The sequence below is a fragment of the Paenibacillus lautus genome, assembly GCF_050482385.1.
In the GTDB taxonomy this organism is placed as follows: domain Bacteria; phylum Bacillota; class Bacilli; order Paenibacillales; family Paenibacillaceae; genus Paenibacillus_AQ; species Paenibacillus_AQ lautus_B.
In genome coordinates, this window is record NZ_JBCNHV010000001.1 from 980,378 (window position 1) to 1,005,560 (window position 25,183).

Genomic DNA, 25,183 nt, shown 5'->3' on the forward strand with positions numbered 1-25,183 from the left:
AGGGGGTGTAGGACCATGTTACTGACCGGCGGAATAACGCCCTGGAAATATTTAAACACCGAACCTGTAAAAAGATACCCCGGTCTATCAGAACAGCTCAGCTGTGATGTGCTAATTGTCGGCGGCGGTATTAGCGGTGCGCTGATGGCCTATGTGCTGACCAAGCAAGGCGTGGACACCGTCCTGCTGGAGAAAAAACGCGTATGCGAAGGCAGCACATCCGCCAATTCGGGGCTATTGCAGTTCTCTAGTGACTGCCCCCTATCTGATCTAATCCAACAATTTAACGAACAACGGGGATCCTCCTTCTACATGATGTGCAGAAACGCTGTACGTCGGCTCACCGAAATCGCAAATCATCTGTCCAGGGATTCCGGCCTGATCCCGCGAAGCAGCCTCTACTATGCCAGTAACCCCCAAGATGTCGGCATGATTCGCCATGAGTATGACCTGCTCAAACGCAAGGGTTTCGATGTGGAGTACTGGAGCCGCGAGCATGTGAAGGCTAACTTCCCGTTCTCAAAAGAAGCTGCCATCTATACCCGCGGCGATGCCGAAGTCAATCCCTACCGTTTCGGGCATAATCTTCTCCAAGATGCCAGCGAGCATGGGCTGCGAATTTACGAAAATAGCGAAGTGAAGGAAACACGGTATACCGACAGCGATGTCACCGTCTTAACCGATCAAGGAAGCGTCCTCGCCAGGAACGTGATCTGGGCCACCGGGTATAGCACCCAAGAATGGAAGCCTGATTATCAAGCGGAGCTGCTCAACACTTATGCCATCCTGACGGAGCCTGTATCCGATCTGTCTTCATGGTACGAGCGCGCACTCATATGGGAAACAAATCGCCCTTATCTCTATTTCCGGACAACGCCGGATCAACGAATCATAGCCGGAGGGCTGGATGAACCGCTTCCCCCTTCAGTCAAACCGGAGGAATACGCTGAACCGAGAGGCCGGAGATTGCTAAATGAAATCCAGCAACTGTTCCCCCATATGACGGACTTGAAAATCGCTTGCAGTTGGGCCGGCGTGTTTGCCACAACCCAAGACGGCATCCCGTTGATCGGCAGACACCCGCAGTATCCGCACAGCTACTTTATCGAGGTGTATGGTGGAAACGGGACCGTTTACAGCATGATCGCTGCGGATCTGCTGGCCGAGACGATTGCAGGACGTGAGCCCGAAGAGTTGAAATGGTTCTCCCTGACACGGCCAATGGACCTGAAAATGACATAAAATAATTGAAGGTATCTCCTTGTAGGCCATGGGGCCTCGGAGATACCTTCTTGCGTTTTAGGGGTTGCGCCGTAACGATGTCTTTTGTTACCAACTCACCGTTCGTTAACTTGCACAACGCTTTTGACGCAAGCGGATGTGTTTAGGCTTCAAGTGTTTCAGGTGACTTGTCCTTTGGAAGGAAACAGCTTTCGTATAAACAGCCACGATCCGATAGGCGAAGCCCCCAGAAACAGCAGCAGCAGCGTTATCGTTAATGTGTCCTGTCTGAATGACAGGACAAGAATAAACACAAGCAGCCCTGTAATTCGGCCTACGGTTAAACTGAGTTCCCGCAGCACGACCAGTTCCACCCGCTTCTCCACGTTTTCCTGATTCACGCCCATAAGATCAAAGCTGGCCGATATAGCCGGCATCATGTACAGCGGAATAAACAGCGATGTCCCGATTCCCAGTACCAACAGCGTAGTATAGTTGACGGCCAACAGCAGCGGCATAATGACCAGCAGCATCAATATCGAACCTACCAGCATGCCGATTTTACGGAATTTGGGCTTGAACCACTTCCCGCAGGCCCAGTAGCTGACCAGCGAAACCGCCGAAGTAATCAATGCGAATTGCCCCAGCTTCGATTCCTGGTCCGTCGCCACAAAAACAAGGAGTGTAATAAGAAAGGAAAACACACCTTCCCTGATTCCCTGAACGGCCAAGCCGAATACCGCGTATTTCCAGACCCCGCCCTCCTTGAGTCGGCTGACCCCCTCCAACCAATGATAGTCGCTCTGGACCGGTCGTTTTCGCAGAAAAAAGCTTAGCACCACCGTCGCCGCGAAGATAACCATCGATACGGTAAAAATAAACCGATAGCCCTGATCCCCATGCATCATCGTGATGATCCAACCCGCCATCCACGGACCGATAATCCCCGTTACGGAGCCCAGGAGTCCGATCCAGCCATTAAACCAGTCCCGATTCTCTGCACTCGAAATCTCGAAATAAACCACATTAAAGGCTAACCAGAATAATCCCAATGACACGCCGAACAGCAAGCCGAGAGGCCAAATATAATGGACGGCATCCCGCCCTGCCCACAGAACACATAGATAAAACAGGGCGGACACCGCAATACCCAGGCGAAGCGCATTCATTTTGTTATGCTCCTTCACCCATTTGCCGGCGGCCCAAAACGTCAAGCCCAATGCGACCTGCTGAGCTATCGTGAACCAACCGAGCATCGTATAGTCCTGGCGGCTTTTCCATAAGTAAACGTTGAGGAATGTACCCGACAATGCACTCGATAGTATAAACAACCCATGAACGGATAACAGAAGCATAGCCTGGGGGTCCTTTATCAACTTCATATACAGTTCCTCCCTTGCCCTTACACTTGAAGTCCAAGGTATTTTACCCCTCTAATCCCCACTTCATGAACAAAAAAAAGGAAACCGCCGCGAGCAGTTTCCTTAAACTAGCCGCGGATCGGCATGCAACGCCTTTCCGCAAACTCTATTCCTTTTTATGGATAAAGCTTTTGATCATCCGAAGCCGGTCATTCTCTGCCAGATTGTACTGTACATGGAAGCATCCAGGGCACACATATACATTTAAATCATATGGCGGCTGAAGGATAGGGCCTTGAATCAAGGCTGCGTTAACTGGCTGGAAGCCTTCCCCGCTCACGTGCTGCGTTCCGGCATGAAGCATATACTCTCTGCAATGCAAACACTCGGGAACTTCCTCTTGCTGGTCCAGAATCCCCTCTACCGTCTCTTCAAATGCAAAGAGGTCATGATCCTCCCCGTACTTATCCACGGTTCGAAGCGAGGACAGTGTTTCATGGTCGGATCCCCATATACGATGAAGATCACCCGCTTCCTCATCGGAAGCCTCATAAGCTTCTTCATATTCCTCCGGATCATCTTGTACATCCTCGTCTTCCAATGCGATATTCAATGTGCGGTAGCCTTTAAGCTCGTTCGCACAGTGAGGACAAGTATCTTCGGGACCTATCTCTTCATCCCATACAATCTCGCTTTGGCACCATGGGCAAACCGTCGGTTCCATCGATCATTCATCCCTTTCTTTATTCAAACGGCCATGAATGGCCCTGTTAACTTTATTTTTATTGAGACATCAAGTATACAATACCTGCCACAAAAAAAATCAAGGCAGCCGCAAACAATATCCGCGGTAAATATTTCATCGTCCTTTTCCTCCCGAAGCCATTAAATGATGCTCGCTCCAATAATGTAAGATAAAGATACGGTGATAAGAAGTACGATCAAGCCAACTGCGCGGTTATCCTTGCCAATCTCTTCATCTACCGAAAATACGGGCGTCAAGAACTCAAGCAACCAATAAGCCAATAAAAGCAGTATAAACCCGAAGAATGACCATTTAATCATGCCATAAATGGACGTATTGGCTGTTATGCTATAACGCATCACGTTACAAATGCCAAAGACCTTGCCGCCGGTCGCCATAGCCGCGGCAACATTTCCTTTGCGTATTTCATCCCAGCAGTTGTACTTGGTAACCAATTCAAAGCAATACAAGTAAACAATAAGTGCAAGTATCGCAACCGAGAAATAGCCGACGAGCACCCCAAGTGGATGGGTCAGCAAATGATCAATCGCTTCCGTCATTCCCTTTTTTCCTCCCTGATATAAACGGGATGCGGCACCTTTCGCATCCCGTCGTTCTGAACCTTATGATGATATGTTATACGATTGAAGGAGAAAACGGTTCCTGATTTCTTACTTTCCTTATTTCAACTCGGCAATCGTAACGCCATTGCCGCCTTCGCCGTAATTGCCTAAACGATAGCTCTTAACATGTTTGTGTTTGCGCAAATAATCCTGAATCCCGGTACGCAATATTCCGGTTCCCTTACCATGTATGATGTAGATCTGACCCAGGTTCCCCAGAAATGCCTCATCAATGAACCGATCCACCTCGATCAGCGCTTCTTCCAGATTCGCTCCTCTTAAATCCAGCTCATTCCGGATGTTGGTATCGCGAGTCCGCTTCAAGACGGTAGCATGCTGTTTCGGCGCTTGTTTGGCGCTTGCTGCCGGATTCGACAAAAGCTCCAAATCATCCAGCGCGACCTTCATCTTCATAATGCCAAGCTGAACAACAGCTTCCTTGGATCCGGCCATTTCTACAACATGCCCTTTCTGATTCAGGCTGGATACCCGAACCTCGTCTCCTGGCTCAATGCTGCGCTGCTGCTTCGCTGAACGTTGGGCAGCCGTCTTCTTACCCTGCAGCGGTTCGGCGTCATCCAGACGCTTTCTGGCAGCAATCAGCTTATGCTCCTTAACGGAAGCCCCTTCCTCTTGGGCAATCTTGCGCAGATCCGCGATGATTTCCTCGGCCTCACTCCGTGCCTTGTCCACGATCTGCCTTGCTTCCGTACGAGCTTTATCAACAAGCTTGTCCTTCTGCTCTTCCAGCTTCTGAAGCTCGTGCTGGTGACGAAGACGCAGCTCCTCCATTTCCTTCCGAACCTGCTCCGCCTTCTCACGCTCTACTTCCGCGGTGTGACGGTTCTCTTCGAGTGATGCAATCATATGCTCCACCCTCTGATCTTCTTCCTTCACTTCGCCACGGGCAAATTCCAGAATGGATCCCGGCAATCCCAGACGTTCTGCAATGGCAAACGCATTACTGCGTCCAGGCACGCCTACCAGCAGGCGATAGGTCGGGCTTAGGGTGTTGATATCGAACTCCATGCTGGCGTTGATCACACCTTTGCGTTCGTATGCATAAGCCTTCAATTCGGAATAGTGCGTTGTCGCGATCATGCGGCAGCCCATGCGGTGGATATGTTCCAAAATGGAAATCGCCAGAGCGGAACCCTCCGCAGGGTCCGTCCCTGCTCCCACCTCATCAAGCAGCACCAGGCTCTTCGGTGTCATCTGGCTTAATATGCGGATGATGTTAGTCATATGGCTGGAGAAGGTACTGAGGCTCTGCTCAATGCTTTGCTCATCGCCAATATCCGCATAGATCGCATCAAACACGCACATCTGGCTGCCTTCTTCGGCAGGAATAAAGAGTCCGGACATGGCCATCAGATTTAATAATCCGATCGTTTTGAGCGTAACCGTCTTACCGCCGGTATTCGGTCCCGTGACAATGATGGATGTATAGGAATTGCCTAATTCCACATCAAGCGGCACAACCTGATCCGCCGGAATCAGCGGATGTCGGCCTTTGCGCAGCTTAATATAACCTCTGTCATTCATTCTTGGTAGTGAAGCCTTCATTACATGGGCTAAACGAGCTTTGGCAAAAATAAAGTCGAGCTGGCCGATCAGATCCAAGTCAATGGATAGCAGATCAGCCTGTTCGCCGACCTGGGCGGTCAGCTTCTGCAGAATCACTTCGATCTCCCGCTCTTCCCGCAATCGCGTCTCGCGCAGCTTGTTGTTCATGGCTACGATGGATTCCGGCTCAATAAACAACGTCGCGCCTGATCCGGACTGATCGTGCACGATACCGCCAAAATGCGAGCGATATTCCGCTTTAACGGGAATGACAAAACGGTCGCCGCGAATCGTAATTAACTGGTCCTGAAGCATCTTCGCCACGGATTGCGACCGAATCATGGACTCCAGTTTCTCGCGAATGCGAACTTCTCCTCCCCGCAGTTCCCGCCGGATCTGGGAAAGCTCCGCGCTTGCGGAGTCCAGCACCTCAGCCGCATCGTCAATACAGAGCCGAATGGCATCTTCCAGGGGCTTCTGCTCCGAAATAAGATCACTCAGATTATAGAGGATCTCAATCTTCTCGTCCTCGTGGATCGCTGCAATAAACCGCTTGATTCGGCGTGATCCATGAATCGTATTCGACGCAGCCAGCAATTCATGGGGATTGAGCGTCCCCCCGATTCTGGCCCGCTTCAACGCGTCGTTAATATCGGTAATCCCGCGGAAAGATGGATTGCCCTTGAGCCTGTCTACGGTGTAGGCCTGATCAGTAGCCGCAAGCAGATCCTTTACCGCCTCCAGGTCGGTTTCAGGCATTAACGTTTCAGCTCTCGCACTTCCCATGGAGGTTTGGGTGTATTGTGTTAATGTATTTAAAATTTTTCGGTATTCTAAAGTTTGCAAAATCTTGTCATTCAAGAAGTTCACAACTCCTCTCAATCGATGCATATATTATATCGAAACTAATACGAATTCGCCAAGGAATCCAAAAACCTTCCACACATAACCGGCGGCCCTATTGAACAAAATAAATTCTGCGTAACATTCCAGTCTTATTCTAAGGAGGCAGGTACCATGCAATTTCTCGGGCATGTTGTTCGATTTATCGTTTCGGCGCTCGTTCTTATGGTTGTCGGATGGATTGTTCCCCAATTCACCGTCGGCGGATTCGGAAGCGCCCTGTTGCTTGCACTCGTTATCGCCCTGATTGGTTGGGCTATCGAGGGCATCTTCGGCAAAAAAGTCACGCCGTTTGGACGTGGCATCGTGGGCTTCCTGGTGAGCGCACTCGTGATTTACCTTGCCCAATTCATCGTTGGAGGCGTTAGCGTCTCCGTACTGGGCGCCTTGCTTGCTGCACTGGTCATCGGGATCATCGATCTGTTCATTCCGGTTTCCACCCCTTTTGAAGCAGGCAAATCCCGCAAAGAATAAGATAGGAGAACGCCCGCTTCTGTTAGAGGTTTCTTCTGAAGCCCTCTTTCTGAACGAACCGAACGGCAGCAGTATCCCCACACTAACCCCCTGTTAATCTGAACAGGGGGTTTTCCATCTTCCCCTATATTATAAAGTAAATCCATATCATCGTTTGAAACCGTTCACGTTCACCAATTTTTCATAACACGTATGTGCACCCACTCTTTTTCTGCGCTATCATAAAGATTGGAAATTATATTTCGCAATTATTTCATAGTCAGGAGAGATTTCAGTGAAAAAAGGCATTGCTTTACTTGTTTCATGTATGCTCCTATTTGTATTGGCTGCCTGCGGTGAAAACCAGAAAGAGTCCCAGGGAGATTCATCAGCGATCTCGGATACTGGTGTAGCACCGGAAGCTGAACTCGTGATTAAGGGCACCAATTTCCAATTCGACCAAGAGGAATATCGCCTCAAGAAAGGTGTGCCCGTCAAGATTACTTTCGAGAACGAAGACGGCAACCACGGCGTTATGATTCCTGCGCTTGGCCTGCAGCTCGACCGTAAAAACAACTCAACTGTCGTTACGCCGGATGAGGCGGGAGAATTCGAAGTTTCGTGTTCCATTATGTGCGGAGCGGGTCACAGCAAAATGATATCCAAACTTATCGTCGAAGAATAGTAGATCTTCCTCACGAAAATAAACCTCCGGATCGCCAGAGTATCCTCTGTCTATTCCGGAGGTTTTTTCAGGTTCACATCTTCGACATGGCCTAACGCTGATCCTGCTCAATCAACTCGATCCACTCATTATATTCAACTTGGAGCTTCGCATACTCTTCCTTCAGCTTACGGTGTTCTTCTTCAAGCTGCGCAGATTGCTCCGCCTTCAATTCCTGTTCTGCTTGAAGCAGACGATATTGGTGCATAACCAGCTCATACTGTTCACCTAAATCGGAATACTGCTGTGCTGCTTCACTCTTCTCGTCTTCCAGACGTTCATAGGCTTGGCGTGCGGATGCAATTTCCTGTTGCCAGGACTGGAGCTCTTCTTCGAGAGCAAGCTTGGTTCGTTTCCACTCATCGCGCTCTGCGGCCAGCTTCTCGCTGTCCACGGCAAGCTGTTCCCGTTCCGCCATCCCTTGCTGGTATTGCTCCTGCCACTGAACGGCGCGTTCCTCTGAATCTCTCAGCTGCTCGGCGAGTTCACGTGCGCGCTCTTCACTGGCAGCCGCCTTCTTGCGAAGTTCATCCAGCTGATTCGACACCGTATCGTATTCTTCTTCCAGCATAGCGTACAGTTTGCTGGTCTCTTCCTCTCGAACTCCCGCTTCCTTCGCGAGCTTCTCCAGCTCTTCATGGCGAAGCTGCAGTTCCTTCAATTCCTCTTGGGCACTTCTACGCTCGGACATGCTCCGGTCAGCTTCGTCCTTCATGACCTGGATCTCATCCTGAAGTCCCTTCATTCCTTCTTCGAGGCTCTCGTTCGCTTCCATAAGCTCAACAATTCTCATCTCCAGCTCGCCGGTTTCCTCTTTGCGCTGATCAGCCAGCGTACGCCAGGATTGAAGCTCGCTGCTTAGACGCTGCAGCTCTTCCTGCTGTTTGCGGGAGGTCTGATTTGCATCCACCACAAGTTTCTGCAACCGACGGCGCTCTTCCTCCGACTTGGCGGATTCCTGCTTCAGGCCCTCGAGCTCCTTCGTCAGCCCTTCCACCTTCGTACGGAAGGCACGCAATTCCTGCGAAGAGGCCTCGGCTTGCTGTCTGGACGACTGGAGGGCTTCCTTCAGCTTGTCCGATTCTGCTTTTACAGCACCCAGTTCCTTCTCCGCGGACGACAAGCGTGATTGGAGCTGACCGCCGCGCGTTCGCTGCTCGGCAAGCTGCTTCTCCAGCTCCTGAACAGTACTCGTATGCTTTTGCTCCATATCCTGCACGGTTCTCGTGTTCTTCTGTTCCAGATCCTGCACCGTCTTCGTATACTTCTGTTCCATATCGTGCACGGTCTTCGAGTGCTGCTGCTCCTTCAGAAGCGCCTCTTGTTTATAGGTGCTCTCCTGTTTCTTCAATTGCTCAGCCAGCTTCTCTTCGGCCTGCTTCGCAGAGGTCCGTTGACTCTGTTCCAGCTTCTCGATGGCCTGCTTATGAGTGACCGTCAGCTGCGAAATCTGCCCTTCATAGCGGCGCTTCATATCTTCAATAGACTGCTTATGGCCGCTCTCCAGCTTCTCGCGCTGCTCCTTAAGACGTGCTTCAAGCTGCTGTTTCTCCTTCAGCAGTTCCGCCACGCGGTCCGATTCCTTCTGAAGTAATTCCTTCGTACGCTCTGACTCCGCGCTTAGATTCTCCTTGGACTTCCTGTATTCCTCAGCCAGCGTTGTCTGCTCCGCCAGCTTGCGCTCCAGCTGCTCCTGTTGCTGACGATGTCTCTCCTGCTGCTCGATTTGAAGCCCTTGCACCTTGGCAAGCTCCGTACGCAGTTCATTTCGCTCGGCCGTCATCTGCTTGGCCTCATTCTGAAACTCCAGCTTCTGCAAAGCTTCTTCAGCCATATGTACTGCAGCTAAGACGGCAATGCGCGGGGTATCCAATCGAGAGTGCGCCTTGGATATGGTACGCATGCGATCATCTACATAATTCGCTACCTGTCTGGTATAATCACTGCTACTGCCAACGAGTTTATAGGAAGTTCCGTAGATGTCTACGGTAACGCTTTTACGGTCCGATGTAGTCAAAATTGTGCCCTCCTTCTATTATGTGTAGATTCTATGATGTCTGAAATGGTCTATTCTCTACATTCATTATATATGAGATAACATCTGTAGACGAACCTCAAGAAAACAGACCGAAGTTTGGTATATGATAACACAGTTTTGTGCTTATAATTATGTACCCTGCGGGCGTCCAGATGCAAATCCCAGTTCAATTTAGAGCAAAAAAGCCCGCATCGAATCCCTGATGTAATGGATTCGATGCCGGCGTTCACAATTCCTGCTATTTTCTTAATTCTGCGCCAAAAGTTTGCTGAAGGGCAGCAACCGCTTTTTCCGTGACGCTAGCAACCTCTTCATCGGTCAGCGTCCGTTCCTGATGACGGTACGTCAGGGAGATGGCAACACTCTTCTTACCCTCTCCAAGCTTGCTGCCTGTGAAGACGTCAAATACCTGAATCTGCTGCAGAAGCTCACCTGCATTCTCCTTGATCACTTGAATCAGGGAGCCTGCTTCAACCTCCTCATTCACCACGATGGCAAGATCGCGTTCCATACCCGGGAATCTAGGCAAATCGCGGTAAACGACGCGGGCGTTAGTCAGATCATACAGCGGCTTAAGGAGAATCTCGGCGGCATAGGTATCTTCCAAATCCAGCTCCTGCTGCGTCTTCGGATGAATTTGTCCAAGTACACCTAACAGCTGCTTGTTCTCGCCTTGACCCGCATATACGGAAGCGGAACGTCCCGGGTGGAAGCCCGCCGGTCCGTTGGCCTCGTAAGTGATCTCCTCTGCGCGAATTCCAAGGTAGTCGAGCACCGTTTCGAGCGCCCCCTTCAAATCGAAGAAATCGATCTTGGCCGGCTGGACATTCCATTGCTTATTGCCTTTGCGTCCCGTCAGCAGCAACCCGAGAACCGGGCGCTCCAGCGGCTGCTTTGTCAACGTCTTCTCATGCGTATGGAACAGGTTCCCTATTTCAAACAGGGCCAAGTCCGGCTGCTTGCGGTTATGGTTGTACACCGCGATATCCAGCAGCTGCGGAAGCAGGCTGGTGCGAAGGACGCTGCGGTCCTCGCTCATTGGCATGGCCAGCTTAACCGCCGTGCCATCTGACGACAGGGAGGTGAACATTTCCGCTTGCTGCGGATGGATGAAGGAATAACCCAGAACCTCCTGGAATCCGCTATGCGTCAGTAAACGGCGAAGCGAGCGGCGAATGGCCTGTGCTGCGGTCAATGAACCCGGTGTCGTCGGACCTTCAATGGCCGTTGTCGGAATATTGTCGTATCCATACAGACGGGCCACTTCTTCAATGAGGTCTACGTCAAGCACGATATCGCCGCGGCGAGACGGCACCTGAACATCCACCAATCCTTGGCCCGAATCTCCGCAAGGGAAATGCAGTCGGGCGAAAATCGTTTTCACCTCAAGCAGAGACAGCTCCGTACCCAGATAACGATTGAGCTTCTCCAGAGACAACGTAATCACGGTAGGCTCGGTGTCCGCACTGCCTGCTTCGACGATTCCCTGATGGACAGCGCCGTCGGCATATTTCGCCATCAATGCTGCTGCACGGTTCAGTGCGGGAATAACTGCGGCAGGATCCACTTCCTTCTCGAAGCGGGAGCTTGCCTCCGAACGCAGTCCCAGCTGACGAGATGTTTTGCGAACGGTACCGCCATCAAACTTAGCCGACTCCAGGAAAATATTCACCGTACTCTCCGTTACTTCGGAGTCCAGGCCGCCCATAACGCCAGCCAAGGCTACCGGCTTGCCCCCTGCTGTAATCACCAGCATATGCGGCTCCAGGCGACGCTCCGTTCCGTCCAGCGTTACCATCGTTTCTCCAGCTTCAGCCATACGCACATGGACCGAGCCATCCTTCAGCTGATCTGCATCAAAAGCATGCAGCGGCTGGCCATATTCCAGCATCACATAGTTCGTAATGTCCACGATATTACTGATCGGGCGTACGCCCGCTGCCATCAACCGGTTTTGCATCCACAGCGGAGAAGGACCGATCTTCACTCCGGTAATATAACGTGCCGCGTAATGGCTGCACTGCTCGTCAGCCCCGATCGTAACCGAGATATGATCGGCTGCTGCATCTTGAACCTCCAGAATTTCCTTCTCCGGGTTCGGAAGACTCAGCTCGCGCCCCAGAATGGCGCTCACTTCGTAAGCTGCTCCCAGCATGCTGAGACAGTCAGAGCGGTTCGGCGTCAGATCCAGCTCCAAAATTTCATCGTTCAGACCCAGCACATCCACAATCGGTTTGCCGATTTCTGTGTCAGCCGGAAGTACCAGAATCCCTTCCTGCAGCTCTTTAGGCAGCAGTTTGTCATTCATGCCTAGTTCCTTCGCCGAGCAGATCATGCCTTGGGAGAGCACGCCGCGCAGCTTGGCCTTCTTGATATCCATACCGCCAGGCAGCTTCGCGCCTACAAGCGCCACCGGCACCTTCTGGCCTGCATCCACATTTTTGGCTCCACAGACGATCTGGAGATCTTCCTCCTGACCCGCATCCACGATACATACATTCAGCTTGTCTGCGTCAGGATGCTTCTCCTTACTCTTGACGTAGCCTACGACCACTTTGTTAATGCCTTGATTCCGTTTCTCGATCACATCGATTTCAATACCAGCCGAAGTAATACGGCTTGCCAAATCCTCTGAGGTTACGCCTTCGAGCGAAATATAATCGGACAACCAATCGGTTGAAACTCTCATTGTCTATTCACTTCCCTTTATCGTTAAAATTAGATCCGCGTGAATTGATTCAAGAATGCTGTATCGTTGTTGAAGAAGTGACGGATGTCATCCACGCCGTATTTCAGCATGGCAATCCGCTCAACCCCCATACCGAAAGCAAAACCGCTGTACTTCTCAGGGTCATAACCGCCCATTTCAAGCACCTTCGGATGAACCATGCCGCAGCCTAAAATCTCAAGCCAGCCTGTTTGCTTGCATACGCGGCAGCCACTGCCGCCGCATCTTACACAGGATACGTCCACTTCCGCGCTCGGCTCCGTGAACGGGAAGAAGCTTGGACGCAGACGGATCTGCGTGTTATCGCCGAACATCTCCTGCACGAATTGCAGCAGCGTCCCTTTCAGATCACTCATGCGAATGTTCTCGCCGATGACCAAGCCCTCGATTTGATGGAACTGGAACGAATGCGTCGCATCATCGTCGTCCCGGCGGAATACACGGCCCGGGCAGATGATTTTGACAGGCGCTTTTCCATTCATCGACAGCATCGTCCGGGCTTGCACCGGGGATGTCTGAGTACGCATCAGCAGATCCTCCGTCAAATAGAAGGAATCCTGCATGTCGCGTGCCGGGTGATTCTTCGGCAGATTCAGCGCTTCGAAGTTGAAGTAGTCCGTTTCCACCTCGGGACCTTCCGCTACCTGATAACCCATCCCGATGAAAATATCCTCAATATCCTGGATCACCTTGCTCAAAGGATGAACCGCGCCTTGGCTGAGCTTACGCCCCGGAAGGGTTACGTCCACCTTCTCTGCACGCAGGCGCTCTTCGGTTTCCTGCTGCAGGAACGCTTCCTGCTTGCTGGAAATAACTTCCTCGATCGCGCCCCGAACGTCATTGGCCACCTGGCCGATAACGGGACGCTCTTCTGCGCTCAGCGCTCCCATTCCGCGCAGGATTTCCGTCAAAGCACCTTTTTTGCCAAGGTATTTCACCCGCAAATCATTCAGCTGCTGCGGATCGATAACATCCTGCAATTGTGCCAAGGCTTCCTGCTTCAATGCTTCTAATTTTTCCTTCATGGCTATTCGCACACCCCTTTGTAAACTCCATCATTTTCCTGAAAACAAAAAAGGCCTCTCCTCCCGAAAAGGGACGAAGAGACCGTGGTACCACCCTTGTTAACATGCATCATACCCTAACCAAGGCGGGAAAAAGCCTTAGGCCCTGAGTATGCCTCATCATGCTCACTTGACCGACGTAACGAATCGGACCCGTTATCCCCTACTGACCGGCTGCATGCCGTGTTCAGGGAACTGCTCCGGAGCGAACTTCACTAGCCTGTTTCTATAGGGACACTCTCAATCCACGGCATCCCTTCCCTGTAAAGAGGCACTAGCTACTTTTCTCCATCCACGCATTTATTACATATGCAAATATATAGGGTTTATTATATGCAACCTTTCGGGATATGGCAAGTTTCATTTCCCCATTTTAACCGCAACTGACTGATTTTAATCGTGATCCCTGATCTTATTCCGACTGAAGTCTTGTCAGCTCAGCCCGGAGCTCCCTGATCTCGGTAAGCCAGCTGGCCTCGCCCCCAGCTTCAAAATCTTCGGCTGATAAGCCCAGTAATTCCTGAATCCGATATTCAAGCTCCATTCGCCGATTGTCCTTCTCCGTATTCCCCCTGATCACACCGGCCCGCGAAGCCTGTTCCTCCTCCTCGTGCACACTTCCCTCAAACCAAACCGGAGCTTCCCCAGGCTTCAGCGTGAGCAGCCGGTTCGCGATTTGGCGCACCAGATACCGGTCGTGGGATACGAGCGCAATCGCACCCGGAAAACTCACGAGCACTTGTTCAATCACCTCGCGGGTATCCACATCCAGGTAATTCGAGGGTTCATCCAACACGAGCAGATGCGCCCCGCTGAAATACAGCTTGAGAAAAGCCGTTCTGCACTTCTCCCCCATGCTCAGCTGCCCCATCTTCTTAAACACATCGTCCCGCCTGAAGAGGAACGATCCCAGCAAGGTACGCGCACGGCTCTCCGTCATTCCCGGAATGACGAGCAGGCTGTCCAGCAGCGTGGTTTCGGGTTCCAGCCCCTCAAGTTCCTGTGAGAAATAACCGATCTTAACGGATGGATTTCGGGTAATTCGGCCCTCCTGCGGTTCGATTTCGCCCAGCAGCAGCTTGAGCAGTGTCGTTTTCCCGCTCCCGTTAGGGCCTCTTACGGCCAACCGGTCGCCGCGGTTCAAATAGAAGGTGAGCTTATTAAAAAGCGGTTGATCTTCATAACCAAAACAGATGTCCTTCACTTGGACAAGGGTCCGACCGCCGAAAGCTTCCCCTTCCAGCTCCATGTTCAGCTTAGGACCGCTTCGCGGTTTATCCACCCGCTCTGCTTCCAGCCGTTCCAGCGCTTTTTCCTTGGCATGATATCTGGAGATGTTCTTCTTGGCCTTGGCCTTGTAAAAGCTGGCGGTGATCTTGACGTCATTGACGTCCCCGGCCGCGTTATGCGCTTTATGGAACCACTCCTCGTATCTTCGGATTGATTCCTCCAGCGCTTTGCGGGCCAGCTCCTGCTTCCGGTAAAGCGTCTCCTGTTCGCGCAGCTCCCGCTCCTTTTCGCGGCGGTAATCCGTATATCCTCCCCGGTAACGCCGGAGTTCCTCCGAGGTCAGCTCACATACAGAGGTTGCTACCCGGTCGATGAATTCCCTGTCATGAGAAACAAACAACACAGTGCCTTTATAGGACGACACCAGCCACTGCTCCAGCCAGACCAAGCTCTCGCTGTCCAAATGGTTCGTGGGCTCGTCGAGCAGTAAAAATTTCGGTGCCGATACAAGGAGCCCTGACAGCATGACCTTCGTCTTCTGGCCTCCGCTCAGCTCGCGGTAGGATACAGGCCACACCTCTGGCCCGATGCCCAGCATCGTCATCGCTTTCTCCACCTCGGTCTCCCACTGGAAACCGTTCTGGGACTCATAACGCTCCAGCAGATTGCCATATTGCTCAAGCAATGGTTCCATTTCTTCAGGGCTGCCGCCATTCATCTGCTGCTCGACGCCGGCAAGCTGAAGCTTCAGCTGCCATAATGAAGGATGACTGCGGCTGCGCACCGTATCGATGGCACTCCTATCGATTTCGTCCGGCTCATCCTGCTGCCTGAGCCAGCCCCAGCGCTCTCGCGGGAGAATCGTCTCCACAACGCCCGAGGTCGGTTCGAGCTCGCCGGCCAGGATCGAGAGAAGCGTGGTTTTGCCGGTACCGTTTCGCCCGTACAGTGCAATCCGTTCTCCTTCCGCCACCTCCAGCTGAATACCTTCAAACAGCGGCCTTCCTTGGAGCTCCATACTTATATCTTTCGCTTTTAGAATCATGGTCATATCGCTTCATCCTCTCTCTTTGAAAAAACTAAAAAACCGCAAGCGATGGCCTGCGGCGGATGTTATAAAGAGAGGTATGGGTTTGGTCTGAATTAACGGGACGAATTCGCACGACTGATACTAACTTCGGCTGTTCATTCCAGTCCAGCCTTGACTGCTATTGAAATGAAGCTCAATAACCTCGCCGTTAGCGGAAGCTGCAAATCCGTTCCATGGATGTGATTGTATTGCAATAGAGTACCATTTCAACATAACAAAAAGAGGCACCCCAGTCACATTGTTCAGACACACCAAATCTCTCCTCTACCGCCGTAGAGAAACGCCTGCAAAACACATGCAGTTGTTTAGAGAAAAGGGTGTCTTACTTCATTGGACTAGGTTACCTCGCATTCTTGGAATGAAATTATGGCCATTATAACAGATATTCTGCACTTGTAAAAGGGGTAAACTCATCTCGCCCGTATCGCTCAACACCGCCGTCAACCGTCTGGATGACCAGAACTTTGCAGGGGCCTAATGTCGCTCCTATATTTCGTCGTCGACCCATACCGTGTTCGGATCTCCATCGGTTGCTTTCGAAGCCTCCACTCCCGCCTGAAAGCTCGTCGCCATTATCGCTTGGGGGATACGGGGCCGATCCGTACCGACACCTATGCGTTTTTCTTTTTTGCAGACACGTTATAAGGGCCTAGCTGCTTCGGAGAAAACGAATATGGCGAGTGTTCGTCCTTCAGCCACATATTCCCCTTGATGATGAAAATATATGCGGCGATAACAAAATAAACCGAGCCCAAAATCCAATCCCACGCACTTGCCAGATTGTGACTAACGATATGATAGATATACCAGCCGCCGATCGGAAAATGAAACAGCAGGACGGCGCCCAAGCCGGGATTGTATATCGTTTTTGCTTTGATGTTGGCAAATATGCCGTGCCAAATAAATTGGAAAAAGCCCATGAAGACGGGGGCAAGACCAAGCCAGATGAGATGCGGGACAAACACGGGAAGAAGGTAAAACAGATAAGCGATTCCGAGGTTGATGATCATAGCAGACTGCGTATTCAGCGGATAGCGTTCCGGATGCTCGCTTCGAAAAATGACGCCGTTAAACAGCCCTCCGAAATACCCCGGCCACCGATATTCTTCGAATTGATGCACCAATATCGCCACAAAGCTGAGCCATAAAATGGTTTCGATTTCCGGCATGCGATCCCCATTGATCAACAATCCAATACATACAAAGAAGGCGACAACGATGCCCAGATCCTGCCAATAACCTCTTAGAAATTTCATTTTCCTCGCTCCTTTACTCCTCCATGTTCAGGAAAATAGCGCTCAAACAAAAAATCGATTTGCCGGTCGATGGGAGCAGGCTTGACCCCGGCTCCGGATTCGAGCAACGGCTTCATTAATGAAGGGAGAAAAATGGCGCCGAAAATTTGCGTAATCATCATCATTAACGAGTCCTGCCGTTCCTCCCCCGTGATCTCTGTAAACACCTTTTGAAGCTTATGAAATCCAGTTGCTTGCAAAAATTCCCCATACTCATGTTGGGACGCGAACATCGCCGAGCCGGCCGCTATCGTGTGCAGCACCAGCTCCGGATATTGCTGAATGACCTGAACGTAACGGGTTAAAAATAATTTCAATCGCTCCTTCGGTGGCACAGACACGTGATCGAGCACATCGAAGGTATCCCGGAAGCCGATCAGCAATCCCTTGATCGCCTCGTTGATCAGCTTGTCCTTCGAGCCAAAATAGTAATTGACAAGCGCGATGTTGGCGTCGGAACGGGAAGCAATCTTGCGAATCGTCACACTGTCGAATCCTTCCCGCTTGATTACGTCTAGTGTCGTCTGCAAAATTTTCTCTTTGGTGTCATTGCTGTGGTCTGGCGATGCCATCAAACCCCTCCTTATTAAACATTGTTTTAAACACTGTTTAATGCGAGTATACCACCCTTTTTTTTGACAACGCAATCGGAATTCTCCCAAAGTTCCCCGCCAACGCGATAAAAAACTGCACTTTTTCAGCATATTAAGTCGCTAGCCCTTCATGGCGGAGAGGACCACACGCGGAGGCATTGGGCAGCGCTCTACCGACAGCCATCAAGCTTCGGTTAGATTAGCGCATCGTTACAACAAAAAAAAACCCTTGTTCTTTCAAGGACTTTTTTGTATGTATGGTGTTTGTTATAGGAATCGAACGGGAAATCGAAAGTTCTCAAATTCAGATTTCCGCAAACAAAAAACCCTTGTCACCAAGGGTTTCTGTTCTAACTATAAGCGGGTGATGGGAATCGAACCCACGCTACCAGCTTGGAAGGCTGGAGTTCTACCATTGAACTACACCCGCACATATACCTACAAAAGTGACGCTATGCTTCGGAGCATTTTCGATTACTTTTGCGAGGCCCTAATTCATAAGCGAATCGGGACGACACGATTTGAACATGCGACCCCCTGGTCCCAAACCAGGTGCTCTACCAAGCTGAGCTACGTCCCGATAATGAAGATGGCGTCTTTTGAAGACAAAAATAAATATACCATGTCGAACATATAATTTCAACATGTATTTTATGGAAAATGGGTCACCCGTATATTAAAGCAAACAGCATCCTTTCCGGGAGGGAAGGATGCTGCTTTACCTTGACCTGATATGAGGGCTGTGAAAGCACCTTGCCTATTTTTTGTCGAAGGTCACTTCCGGTGTCGTTAATTTATCATAAAAATCCACAATTTTGTCTTTATCCTCCGAAGCACGGAGTGCCATGGCGGAGCGCGGATGTTCGTCCAAGGTGCCTGTAATCATGTAAGGCATAATATAACCCCACTCTTCTTTTTCGCGAAGAGGGATCATGTAGCGCTCGATAATATCCAGTACCGGTCGCAGCTCATACTTCGTGCCTTTCAGATGGGTAACCAGAAGCTCAGTCGGGCAGTTGCCGGCCGCACGTCCCATCCCGTACACGGATGCATCCAGAAGCTCAACGCCAAGATCCGCTGCGACCAGCGTGTTGGAGAACGCCAGCTGCATGTTGTTATGGGTATGAACCCCCAGACGTTTGTTCGGCAGATGGGACTTGAACTTATTTACAAGGTATTCCATATCTTTATGATCAAGGCTTCCGTAAGAATCGACGATGTAGACCACATCCACGACGCTCTCCTTGATCAGCTCAAAAGCTTCCAGCAGCTCGTTCTCCATCACGTTGGAGAGAGCCATAATGTTCAGCGTAGTCTCGTAACCACGATCGTGGAAGGTCTGAACCAGCGCAAGCGCCTTATCCACGTCTTTGATGTAACAAGCGACACGGATGAGATCCAGCAAGCTTTCCTCGCGCGGCAAAATATCGTCTTCATCCACACGGCCGATATCTACAAGTGCGGACAGTTTGGTCTTGCCTTTATGAGGAATCACTTCTCTGAGGAAGTCATCATCCAGAAAACGCCAAGGGCCCGCTTGATCAGCGCCTTTCAGCAGTTTAGGCGAATTTTTATAACCGATTTCCATATAGTCCACGCCAGCCTCATTCAGGCCCGCATATAAATTTTGTACGAATTCCACACTAAAATCCCAATTATTTACCAGTCCGCCATCGCGAATGGTACAGTCTACAATCTTTGTCTGACTACTCTTAATCATTCTAAGCTAAACTCCTCTCGGCAATTTTTCTCTTCATCATACTTGAATGCCGGTTGAAAAGTAAAGCAAAAACGTCCGAAAGACGGACGTTTTTCAAAGGGATATGGGACTTCTCTGGGCCTGCTTGAGTATCCAGTCGGTGATGGTACGAACGAGCACGCCTGTAGTCCCTTTGGGATCCACGCCTCGCTCCTTGGACACGTAAGCCAGTTACGGGAATGATGATGGCATCGGTATGCACCTGCCCGGATGATAAACTGCCTTGTAATGTCCACTTCATGCGTTCTTCTCCCCCCTAAAACTAAAAAAGAAAAAGCCATTCCATCGGAACAGCTGCTCTCGTATTTATTTCAGGCATGGATCCTACCTTCTTATACTTCCGAAACGTCCAACTTGGGAAATGTAATGACAAACTCCGTCCCGCTGCCAACCTGACTATCCACGGCAATCGAGCCACCATGATTTCTAATAATACTGTAACTTACGGATAATCCCAGTCCCGTTCCGCTCTCTTTCGTCGTGAAGAATGGATTGAATAGATGGTTCAATGTATTCTGATCCATGCCGCCGCCGTTATCTGAAATGCAGATGTTGATATGTTTCCCTGTATCGCGGGCGGAAATATCAATCACTCCGGTGATATTCTCGTCATGATGCTCATTAATCGCATCCAGGGCATTTTTAATAATATTCAGAATCACCTGTTTGATCTGCTTCACATCCACGGAAATAAACGCAGGTGGGGTCTTATCCGTATGCAGAATAATCTGGCATCCCTTCATTAAGGCTTCACTTTCAGTAAGTAGAACGACTTCCTTCAATAAAGAGGATACGGACACAATCTTGGTTTCTGGAGCAGAGGGTTTGGAGGAATTTAGAAACTCATATATAATATCATTCGCACGATCGATCTCCGTAAGAATAATTCTGGCATATTCGTCCTTACCTAAGCTAACGAGATGTGGACGAAGCAGTTGGATAAAGCCACGGATGGAGGTCAGCGGGTTCCTTATCTCATGGGCAATGGATGCCGAGATCTTTCCCAGCATGGCCAGCTTATCGTTCTGATAAGCGGTTTGCTCAATTCGTTTGAAGTCGGATACATCCTTCACGCTGATCAGAAAATCGCCTTCCATCTGGTCCCCATAAGTCATGGTGATCAGCCACGATCTGCCATATTCATCAACCAGTTCATGAAATCTCTTGCGATGGAATACCGTTTCCCGGAAAATGCGAAGTATTTTTCTCTTCTTGAATCTGGAGAGCTGGGGATGACGCAATAGTTGGGTCAGCGTACAGCCAGTCAGCGATTTACGGGATACACCTAATAATTTTGCCATCTGTACATTAATAAATGCCAATACACCATCACTATCAAAGAGGATGATCCCGCTGTCGAGATTCTCCAGTATGTTCTCATACTTGTTCCTAATAAGCTGGCTGGAATGAAAAGAACGAATAGCCTGCAGCTCAGATTCACGGATTTGACTCAACAAGATGGCTCCCCCTTTTCTTGAAAAGTTGAACTCACCAAACCGACAAAAAACCTTGCAATAATCAGCTTGTCCGCCTTTGAATCAGAAGCAGCCCGAATCTGCTTCCTTCCATGATAGTCATCGAGACAAAGAAACGTCAATCAGAAATCCTGTCGAAAAATGGAAAATTGTATAAAAATACCATCCTTAGTTCTTATGTATTTCTGTTTATGTATTGTACCTAACCCTATTCCCAAACAACTAATATAAATATTACCCCCTTTGATTCCATTTGAAACATTAAAAAAGCCCCGAATATTCACGAGGCTTTATTAATTCCTGTTAAGGTTGCTTCTGGAGCCGGAGCCTGCGCTGACTCATCACGGCAAGTCGTCTTTTCAGTTCGCCCTGCCACTTCTCATCCTCCATCCATTTGGCAACCACCAGGAGATCTAACGACATATCAATCTGACTCTGAACCACCGTTAGCGGATCCTCCGACTCCCGGTTGACAACATTTTCAAAAATCGCGTCCTCATCTTCCATCACATAATCCTGAAAATCCACCTGAGATGCTCCGTCACCATGGGCATATTCGGCTAATATTTCATACTCATTCTCAACCCGATGATGTACTTCGACGCGATGGCAGACCGGACAAGACAGCAGGGGAACATTATGTACTTGAGTGCGATAATGCTTCAGTGTACCCTTTGTACCCATCATACTAGCCCCACAGCAAAAACTCATATCGTTCACCCTCCTTTTGTGGATTCTCAACCGTTTCAAAATATTGTATTCGCTTTCACTCCCGCTAATTCCTTCATGAAAAAAAGCTCGATTAAAAATTTAGGCACGATTCCCTAGACTTAAGTCTGTAAGCCTATATATTTATTATATATCAACGCAAGTGCGGTTCTCTAAACAAGAGTCTTCCCCGATTTCATCCAATAAAAACAGAGGTGAAAAAACCCCCATTACCTGCACATAATGTCAGATAATGAGGGCTGCCTTAACTTTAACGAAATGGAATTACAGGTTGCTGTCGCCTGGTTTCCAGTTCATAGCGCACAATCCGCCGGATTGAAGTGCTTGAAGAACGCGAAGCGTTTCTTCTACACTGCGGCCTACGTCGTTATGGTTAACAACTTGATATTTCAATTCGCCTTCTGGATCGATGATGTACAAACCGCGCAGAGCAACGCCTTCTTCTTCGATCAGAACACCGTAGTCTCTTGCTACATTTTTGGTGATGTCGGAAGCCAGTGGGAAGTTCAATGTTCCCAGACCATTAGCTTCTTTAGCTGTGTTGATCCAAGCTTTGTGGCTGTGGATAGAGTCAACACTTACACCCAGAATTTCAGTATCCAATGCTTTGAATTGATCGTAAGCATCGCTGAGAGCCGTGATTTCAGTTGGACATACAAACGTGAAATCAAGCGGATAGAAGAAGAATACGAGCCATTTGCCACGGTAGTCGGACAGGCTTACTTTACCAAAATCTTTACCGTCTCCTGATACAGTTTCCATTGTAAAATCAGGAGCCGCTTTACCAACCAAACGTTCTGCCATGATTGAATTCCTCCTTAACATATGTAAGAAAATACGTGTATTTCCTACATGCTATGTTCCTATGAACATTTAATAGAAATGTTATCATTGAGGCTAATCAAAGTCAAGATTGTAAACGTTACTTTATTATAATTATTATAAATAAGGAATTTCTTTGAACGAATGCTTCTTCTATTAACGGATAGCCGCGGCGATCAAATCGCCCATTTCTGTCGTGCTGAGCGCTTTGCTCTTATCCACGGCAATGTCTGCTGTCCGATGTCCGGCATCAAGCACCTCGGCAACTGCACGTTCAATTGCGTCTGCCGCATCGTCGTAGCCGAACGTGAGGCGGTACATCAGCGCTACGGAAAGAATCGTTGCGATTGGGTTTGCCAAGCCTTGACCGGCAATGTCCGGTGCCGAACCATGTACCGGCTCGTACAGACCGAAAGCTCCTTCGCCCATGGATGCGGATGCCAGCATGCCAATGGAACCTGTCAGCATCGCTGCTTCATCGCTTAGAATGTCGCCGAACATGTTCTCGGTTACGATGACGTCAAAGCTGGATGGACGGCGCAGCAGCTGCATCGCGCAATTGTCTACCAGCACATGCTCCAGCTCCACGTCCGGATATTCAGGAGCGATACGGTTTACCGTTTCGCGCCACAAGCGGGACGTTTCCAGCACGTTCGCTTTATCCACGGAAGCCAGCTTCTTCCGGCGCTTCTGTGCAATCTCGAAGGCTTGATGGACGATGCGCTCTACCTCCGCCGTGTTGTATACGCAGGTATCTACCGCTTCTTCCCCACCAGCACCTTCGCGTCTGAACTTCTCGCCGAAGTATATGCCTCCTGTCAGCTCACGAACGACCATCAAGTCGGTCCCTTCCAGAACTTCAGGCTTCAATGTGGACGCATCTTTCAAGCAATCGAAAATGACGGCCGGACGCAGGTTGGAGAACAGGCCAAGCTCTTTGCGGATACCGAGCAATCCGGTTTCCGGGCGAAGCTCCTTCGAGTTGTTGTCCCATTTCGGTCCGCCCACCGCACCGAGCAATACCGCATCGGCGCTTTTACATACGCTCAGCGTTTCCTCCGGCAACGGCGTTCCTTTCTCGTCTATCGCAATGCCTCCAAACAACGCATGCTCCGTCGTGAATGAAAGTCCGAATACCTCTTCGGTACGTTTAATGATTTTCTCCGCTTCCGCCACTACCTCAGGACCGATGCCGTCTCCGGCGATTACCGCGATTTTTTTCGTTTCTGCCATCCTTCGTCACTCCTTATTTATATATACACTGGTCGTATTTAATCATCTAGTTACTGTTGTAACATACTTCCCCCTCGATTGACCAAGATATAGAAACTATGAACTTAATTCGTTTTGCCTATAAGTAGGGGGAATGTGGTCAGAGAGATGCGCTTTGGTGACGGAGCGCTTTTGAACTGGAGCTTCTTTCGGGGGAGTTCCTGGTGGGGAGTCCTGAGAGAAGGCTATGAGAGAAGGTCATGAGCAAAATTCATGAGCGAAGGTCATGAGCGATAGTCATGAGCGATAGTCATGAGCGATAGTCATGAGCGATAGTCATGAGCGAAGTCATGAGCAAAAGTCATAAGCGATGGTCATGAGGGGAGGTTTCTGATGGCCGTTGCTTCGAGGTCAGGCCTGGTGTGGGAGGCTCCGAGTACGTATCGTTCCTCCAATCGCTGTTGTCGCCGAATTTCTGGATTGTACTTTTGAGGTTGAAATTCGGCTCCAAAGGCGAACGCTTCGCTTTTCCGGAATCGATTCGTCCTCTCCGCTGCTTCGAAGTTAATGGATTGGCGGGCCTCCGGAGAAGAGCACATCTCCCTCACCACAAGGGTGGTGGGAGGTAGAAGAGCCGCCCTATGCATAAAGCATGGGGCGGCTCTTGAAGGTAACATCTTGGAGGGACTCTTAGCTAATGGCCTCATACTCCAGAAAAGAGAGAAAGAATATTACAGATCTGCTTTTTGGAACAACTCGTCAAGGTCTGGCACCTGAATGGGATGCTTCTTCTGGAAATCGTTGAACAGTCTTTCCTGGAGCTCGTCATAACTGTCCATGCCCTTCATGCTCTCGTCCGACAAGATGCTCTGTATTAATTTGCTGTTGTAGAGCGAGGTTTGATAGCCCTGATATACCTCATCACTGCTCCAAAACTCTTCTTCCGTCTTACCCGAAATGCGGATGCGGTTCTCCATAATGTAACGAATCAACCGATGGCTCTCGTCATTCGGATCAGCTTTATGCAGTGCTGCTTTCTGAAAATCGATGGCCTCTCTGACTTCTTCGGGCGTTACGACCACGCCCGACTGTTTGGCATAGTTAACCATTAGCTGTGTAGTAACCATATCCTGCAGCAATGCGGCATCGGAAGGCATCTCTTTTACTTGATTCAGGACATAAATTAATTCTCTATTTTTCTTGGCAAATACATAATCACTCAGCGATATCTTCACATCTTCATCCTCTATAACCCAAGATGAGCCTGACCGAATGCGGATATGATCTTGAAGTTCTTTCACGGAATCAAAGGTTTCCCGTATGAACTGTCTGTTATCCGATAGCGATATGGACTGAAGATCCGGCGGCTTTGTGATGGACCCCGCGGAATCAACAGTGCTTGTGTTTTGGAGTTGTGCCGGAGTACAAGCGCTAATCAACAGTGTTAAGGTCAATAAAGCACACAATAAAAATTTTCTGGAAAAAGTGATTCGATTCATCCTAGCCCCCCCTTGAAACAGTCATTATTATAATTAACGTTTCCCCACGCCGT

The 25,183-nt window shown here is 49.8% G+C and carries 19 protein-coding genes, 2 tRNA genes and 1 other annotated feature; of the genes, 3 read left to right on the plus strand and 18 right to left on the minus strand.

Features of this window, described 5'->3' with window-relative positions; translation table 11 throughout:
* Nucleotides 1-15 precede the first annotated feature (15 nt).
* Nucleotides 16-1,242: an NAD(P)/FAD-dependent oxidoreductase gene (locus ABEW73_RS04610; RefSeq protein ID WP_430161761.1), complete on the plus strand. Its 1,227-nt coding sequence runs from the start codon at nucleotides 16-18 to the stop codon at nucleotides 1,240-1,242.
* A gap of 158 nt (nucleotides 1,243-1,400) precedes the next feature.
* On the opposite strand, the gene ABEW73_RS04615 is transcribed toward ABEW73_RS04610, so the two are convergent.
* The 4 genes from ABEW73_RS04615 to ABEW73_RS04630 form a co-directional block, all read right to left on the minus strand.
* Nucleotides 1,401-2,645, minus strand: coding sequence for an MFS transporter (locus tag ABEW73_RS04615; protein WP_430162184.1), 1,245 nt, complete (start codon nucleotides 2,643-2,645; stop codon nucleotides 1,401-1,403).
* A 103-nt stretch (nucleotides 2,646-2,748) separates the two neighbouring features.
* On the minus strand, nucleotides 2,749-3,306 hold the full coding sequence (locus tag ABEW73_RS04620) for a hypothetical protein (protein ID WP_430161759.1): 558 nt from the start codon (nucleotides 3,304-3,306) through the stop codon (nucleotides 2,749-2,751).
* 161 nt (nucleotides 3,307-3,467) lie between these two features.
* Nucleotides 3,468-3,887 carry a DUF350 domain-containing protein gene (locus ABEW73_RS04625; RefSeq protein ID WP_100538959.1) on the minus strand — a complete coding sequence of 140 codons (420 nt, stop codon included), beginning with the start codon at nucleotides 3,885-3,887 and terminating at the stop codon, nucleotides 3,468-3,470.
* 120 nt (nucleotides 3,888-4,007) lie between these two features.
* Complete coding sequence (locus ABEW73_RS04630; RefSeq protein WP_430161757.1) at nucleotides 4,008-6,377, minus strand: endonuclease MutS2; 2,370 nt, start codon at nucleotides 6,375-6,377, stop codon at nucleotides 4,008-4,010.
* Between the two features lie 156 nt (nucleotides 6,378-6,533).
* On the opposite strand from ABEW73_RS04630, the gene ABEW73_RS04635 reads away from it, so the two are divergent.
* Together ABEW73_RS04635 and ABEW73_RS04640 are read left to right on the plus strand one after the other, a co-directional pair.
* A complete protein-coding gene (locus ABEW73_RS04635; RefSeq protein ID WP_430161755.1) occupies nucleotides 6,534-6,893 on the plus strand; it encodes a phage holin family protein in 360 nt (119 codons plus the stop codon).
* 274 nt (nucleotides 6,894-7,167) lie between these two features.
* Nucleotides 7,168-7,557 (plus strand): cytochrome C oxidase subunit II, encoded by a 390-nt coding sequence (locus tag ABEW73_RS04640; protein ID WP_430161753.1) that lies wholly within the window; start codon nucleotides 7,168-7,170, stop codon nucleotides 7,555-7,557.
* Between the two features lie 91 nt (nucleotides 7,558-7,648).
* On the opposite strand, the gene ABEW73_RS04645 is transcribed toward ABEW73_RS04640, so the two are convergent.
* From ABEW73_RS04645 to ABEW73_RS04710, 14 genes are all read right to left on the minus strand, one after another.
* Complete coding sequence (locus ABEW73_RS04645; protein WP_430161751.1) at nucleotides 7,649-9,613, minus strand: hypothetical protein; 1,965 nt, start codon at nucleotides 9,611-9,613, stop codon at nucleotides 7,649-7,651.
* A gap of 259 nt (nucleotides 9,614-9,872) precedes the next feature.
* A complete protein-coding gene (gene pheT, locus ABEW73_RS04650; protein ID WP_430161749.1) occupies nucleotides 9,873-12,323 on the minus strand; it encodes a phenylalanine--tRNA ligase subunit beta in 2,451 nt (816 codons plus the stop codon).
* A 29-nt stretch (nucleotides 12,324-12,352) separates the two neighbouring features.
* Entirely contained in the window at nucleotides 12,353-13,387 is a 1,035-nt protein-coding gene (pheS, locus tag ABEW73_RS04655; RefSeq protein ID WP_430161747.1) for a phenylalanine--tRNA ligase subunit alpha, read from the minus strand.
* Between the two features lie 66 nt (nucleotides 13,388-13,453).
* Nucleotides 13,454-13,730: a binding site (T-box leader), on the minus strand.
* A 108-nt stretch (nucleotides 13,731-13,838) separates the two neighbouring features.
* Complete coding sequence (gene abc-f, locus ABEW73_RS04660; RefSeq protein ID WP_430161745.1) at nucleotides 13,839-15,707, minus strand: ribosomal protection-like ABC-F family protein; 1,869 nt, start codon at nucleotides 15,705-15,707, stop codon at nucleotides 13,839-13,841.
* 650 nt (nucleotides 15,708-16,357) lie between these two features.
* The gene (locus tag ABEW73_RS04665; protein ID WP_430161743.1) at nucleotides 16,358-17,002 is read right to left on the minus strand and encodes an HXXEE domain-containing protein; all 645 of its coding nucleotides are present in this window, start codon (nucleotides 17,000-17,002) and stop codon (nucleotides 16,358-16,360) included.
* A complete protein-coding gene (locus ABEW73_RS04670; protein ID WP_430161741.1) occupies nucleotides 16,999-17,613 on the minus strand; it encodes a TetR/AcrR family transcriptional regulator in 615 nt (204 codons plus the stop codon). Before ABEW73_RS04670 ends, ABEW73_RS04665 begins: the two co-directional genes overlap by 4 nt.
* 380 nt (nucleotides 17,614-17,993) lie before the next feature.
* Nucleotides 17,994-18,064, minus strand: a tRNA-Gly gene (locus tag ABEW73_RS04675).
* Between the two features lie 76 nt (nucleotides 18,065-18,140).
* Nucleotides 18,141-18,214: transfer RNA gene (locus tag ABEW73_RS04680), tRNA-Pro, on the minus strand.
* Between the two features lie 177 nt (nucleotides 18,215-18,391).
* A complete protein-coding gene (locus ABEW73_RS04685; RefSeq protein ID WP_430161739.1) occupies nucleotides 18,392-19,354 on the minus strand; it encodes an aldolase catalytic domain-containing protein in 963 nt (320 codons plus the stop codon).
* A 371-nt stretch (nucleotides 19,355-19,725) separates the two neighbouring features.
* Nucleotides 19,726-20,850, minus strand: coding sequence for an ATP-binding protein (locus tag ABEW73_RS04690; RefSeq protein WP_430161737.1), 1,125 nt, complete (start codon nucleotides 20,848-20,850; stop codon nucleotides 19,726-19,728).
* A 321-nt stretch (nucleotides 20,851-21,171) separates the two neighbouring features.
* Nucleotides 21,172-21,579 (minus strand): hypothetical protein, encoded by a 408-nt coding sequence (locus ABEW73_RS04695; protein WP_015737147.1) that lies wholly within the window; start codon nucleotides 21,577-21,579, stop codon nucleotides 21,172-21,174.
* Between the two features lie 282 nt (nucleotides 21,580-21,861).
* The gene (locus ABEW73_RS04700; RefSeq protein ID WP_430161735.1) at nucleotides 21,862-22,401 is read right to left on the minus strand and encodes a peroxiredoxin; all 540 of its coding nucleotides are present in this window, start codon (nucleotides 22,399-22,401) and stop codon (nucleotides 21,862-21,864) included.
* A gap of 174 nt (nucleotides 22,402-22,575) precedes the next feature.
* Complete coding sequence (gene leuB / locus ABEW73_RS04705) at nucleotides 22,576-23,652, minus strand: 3-isopropylmalate dehydrogenase (RefSeq protein ID WP_430161733.1); 1,077 nt, start codon at nucleotides 23,650-23,652, stop codon at nucleotides 22,576-22,578.
* A 710-nt stretch (nucleotides 23,653-24,362) separates the two neighbouring features.
* Nucleotides 24,363-25,130: a hypothetical protein gene (locus ABEW73_RS04710; protein WP_430161731.1), complete on the minus strand. Its 768-nt coding sequence runs from the start codon at nucleotides 25,128-25,130 to the stop codon at nucleotides 24,363-24,365.
* Between the last annotated feature and the right edge of the window lie 53 nt (nucleotides 25,131-25,183).

Coding starts and splice junctions, on each gene's coding strand:
- ABEW73_RS04610 (WP_430161761.1), top strand. CDS start 16: ATGTTACTGACCGGCGGAATAACGCCCTGGAAATATTTAAACACCGAA.
- ABEW73_RS04620 (WP_430161759.1), bottom strand. CDS start 3,306: ATGGAACCGACGGTTTGCCCATGGTGCCAAAGCGAGATTGTATGGGAT.
- ABEW73_RS04625 (WP_100538959.1), bottom strand. CDS start 3,887: ATGACGGAAGCGATTGATCATTTGCTGACCCATCCACTTGGGGTGCTC.
- ABEW73_RS04635 (WP_430161755.1), top strand. CDS start 6,534: ATGCAATTTCTCGGGCATGTTGTTCGATTTATCGTTTCGGCGCTCGTT.
- pheT (WP_430161749.1), bottom strand. CDS start 12,323: ATGAGAGTTTCAACCGATTGGTTGTCCGATTATATTTCGCTCGAAGGC.
- pheS (WP_430161747.1), bottom strand. CDS start 13,387: ATGAAGGAAAAATTAGAAGCATTGAAGCAGGAAGCCTTGGCACAATTG.
- abc-f (WP_430161745.1), bottom strand. CDS start 15,707: ATGACCATGATTCTAAAAGCGAAAGATATAAGTATGGAGCTCCAAGGA.
- ABEW73_RS04665 (WP_430161743.1), bottom strand. CDS start 17,002: ATGAAATTTCTAAGAGGTTATTGGCAGGATCTGGGCATCGTTGTCGCC.
- ABEW73_RS04670 (WP_430161741.1), bottom strand. CDS start 17,613: ATGGCATCGCCAGACCACAGCAATGACACCAAAGAGAAAATTTTGCAG.
- ABEW73_RS04685 (WP_430161739.1), bottom strand. CDS start 19,354: ATGATTAAGAGTAGTCAGACAAAGATTGTAGACTGTACCATTCGCGAT.
- ABEW73_RS04695 (WP_015737147.1), bottom strand. CDS start 21,579: ATGAGTTTTTGCTGTGGGGCTAGTATGATGGGTACAAAGGGTACACTG.
- ABEW73_RS04700 (WP_430161735.1), bottom strand. CDS start 22,401: ATGGCAGAACGTTTGGTTGGTAAAGCGGCTCCTGATTTTACAATGGAA.
- leuB (WP_430161733.1), bottom strand. CDS start 23,652: ATGGCAGAAACGAAAAAAATCGCGGTAATCGCCGGAGACGGCATCGGT.
- ABEW73_RS04710 (WP_430161731.1), bottom strand. CDS start 25,130: ATGAATCGAATCACTTTTTCCAGAAAATTTTTATTGTGTGCTTTATTG.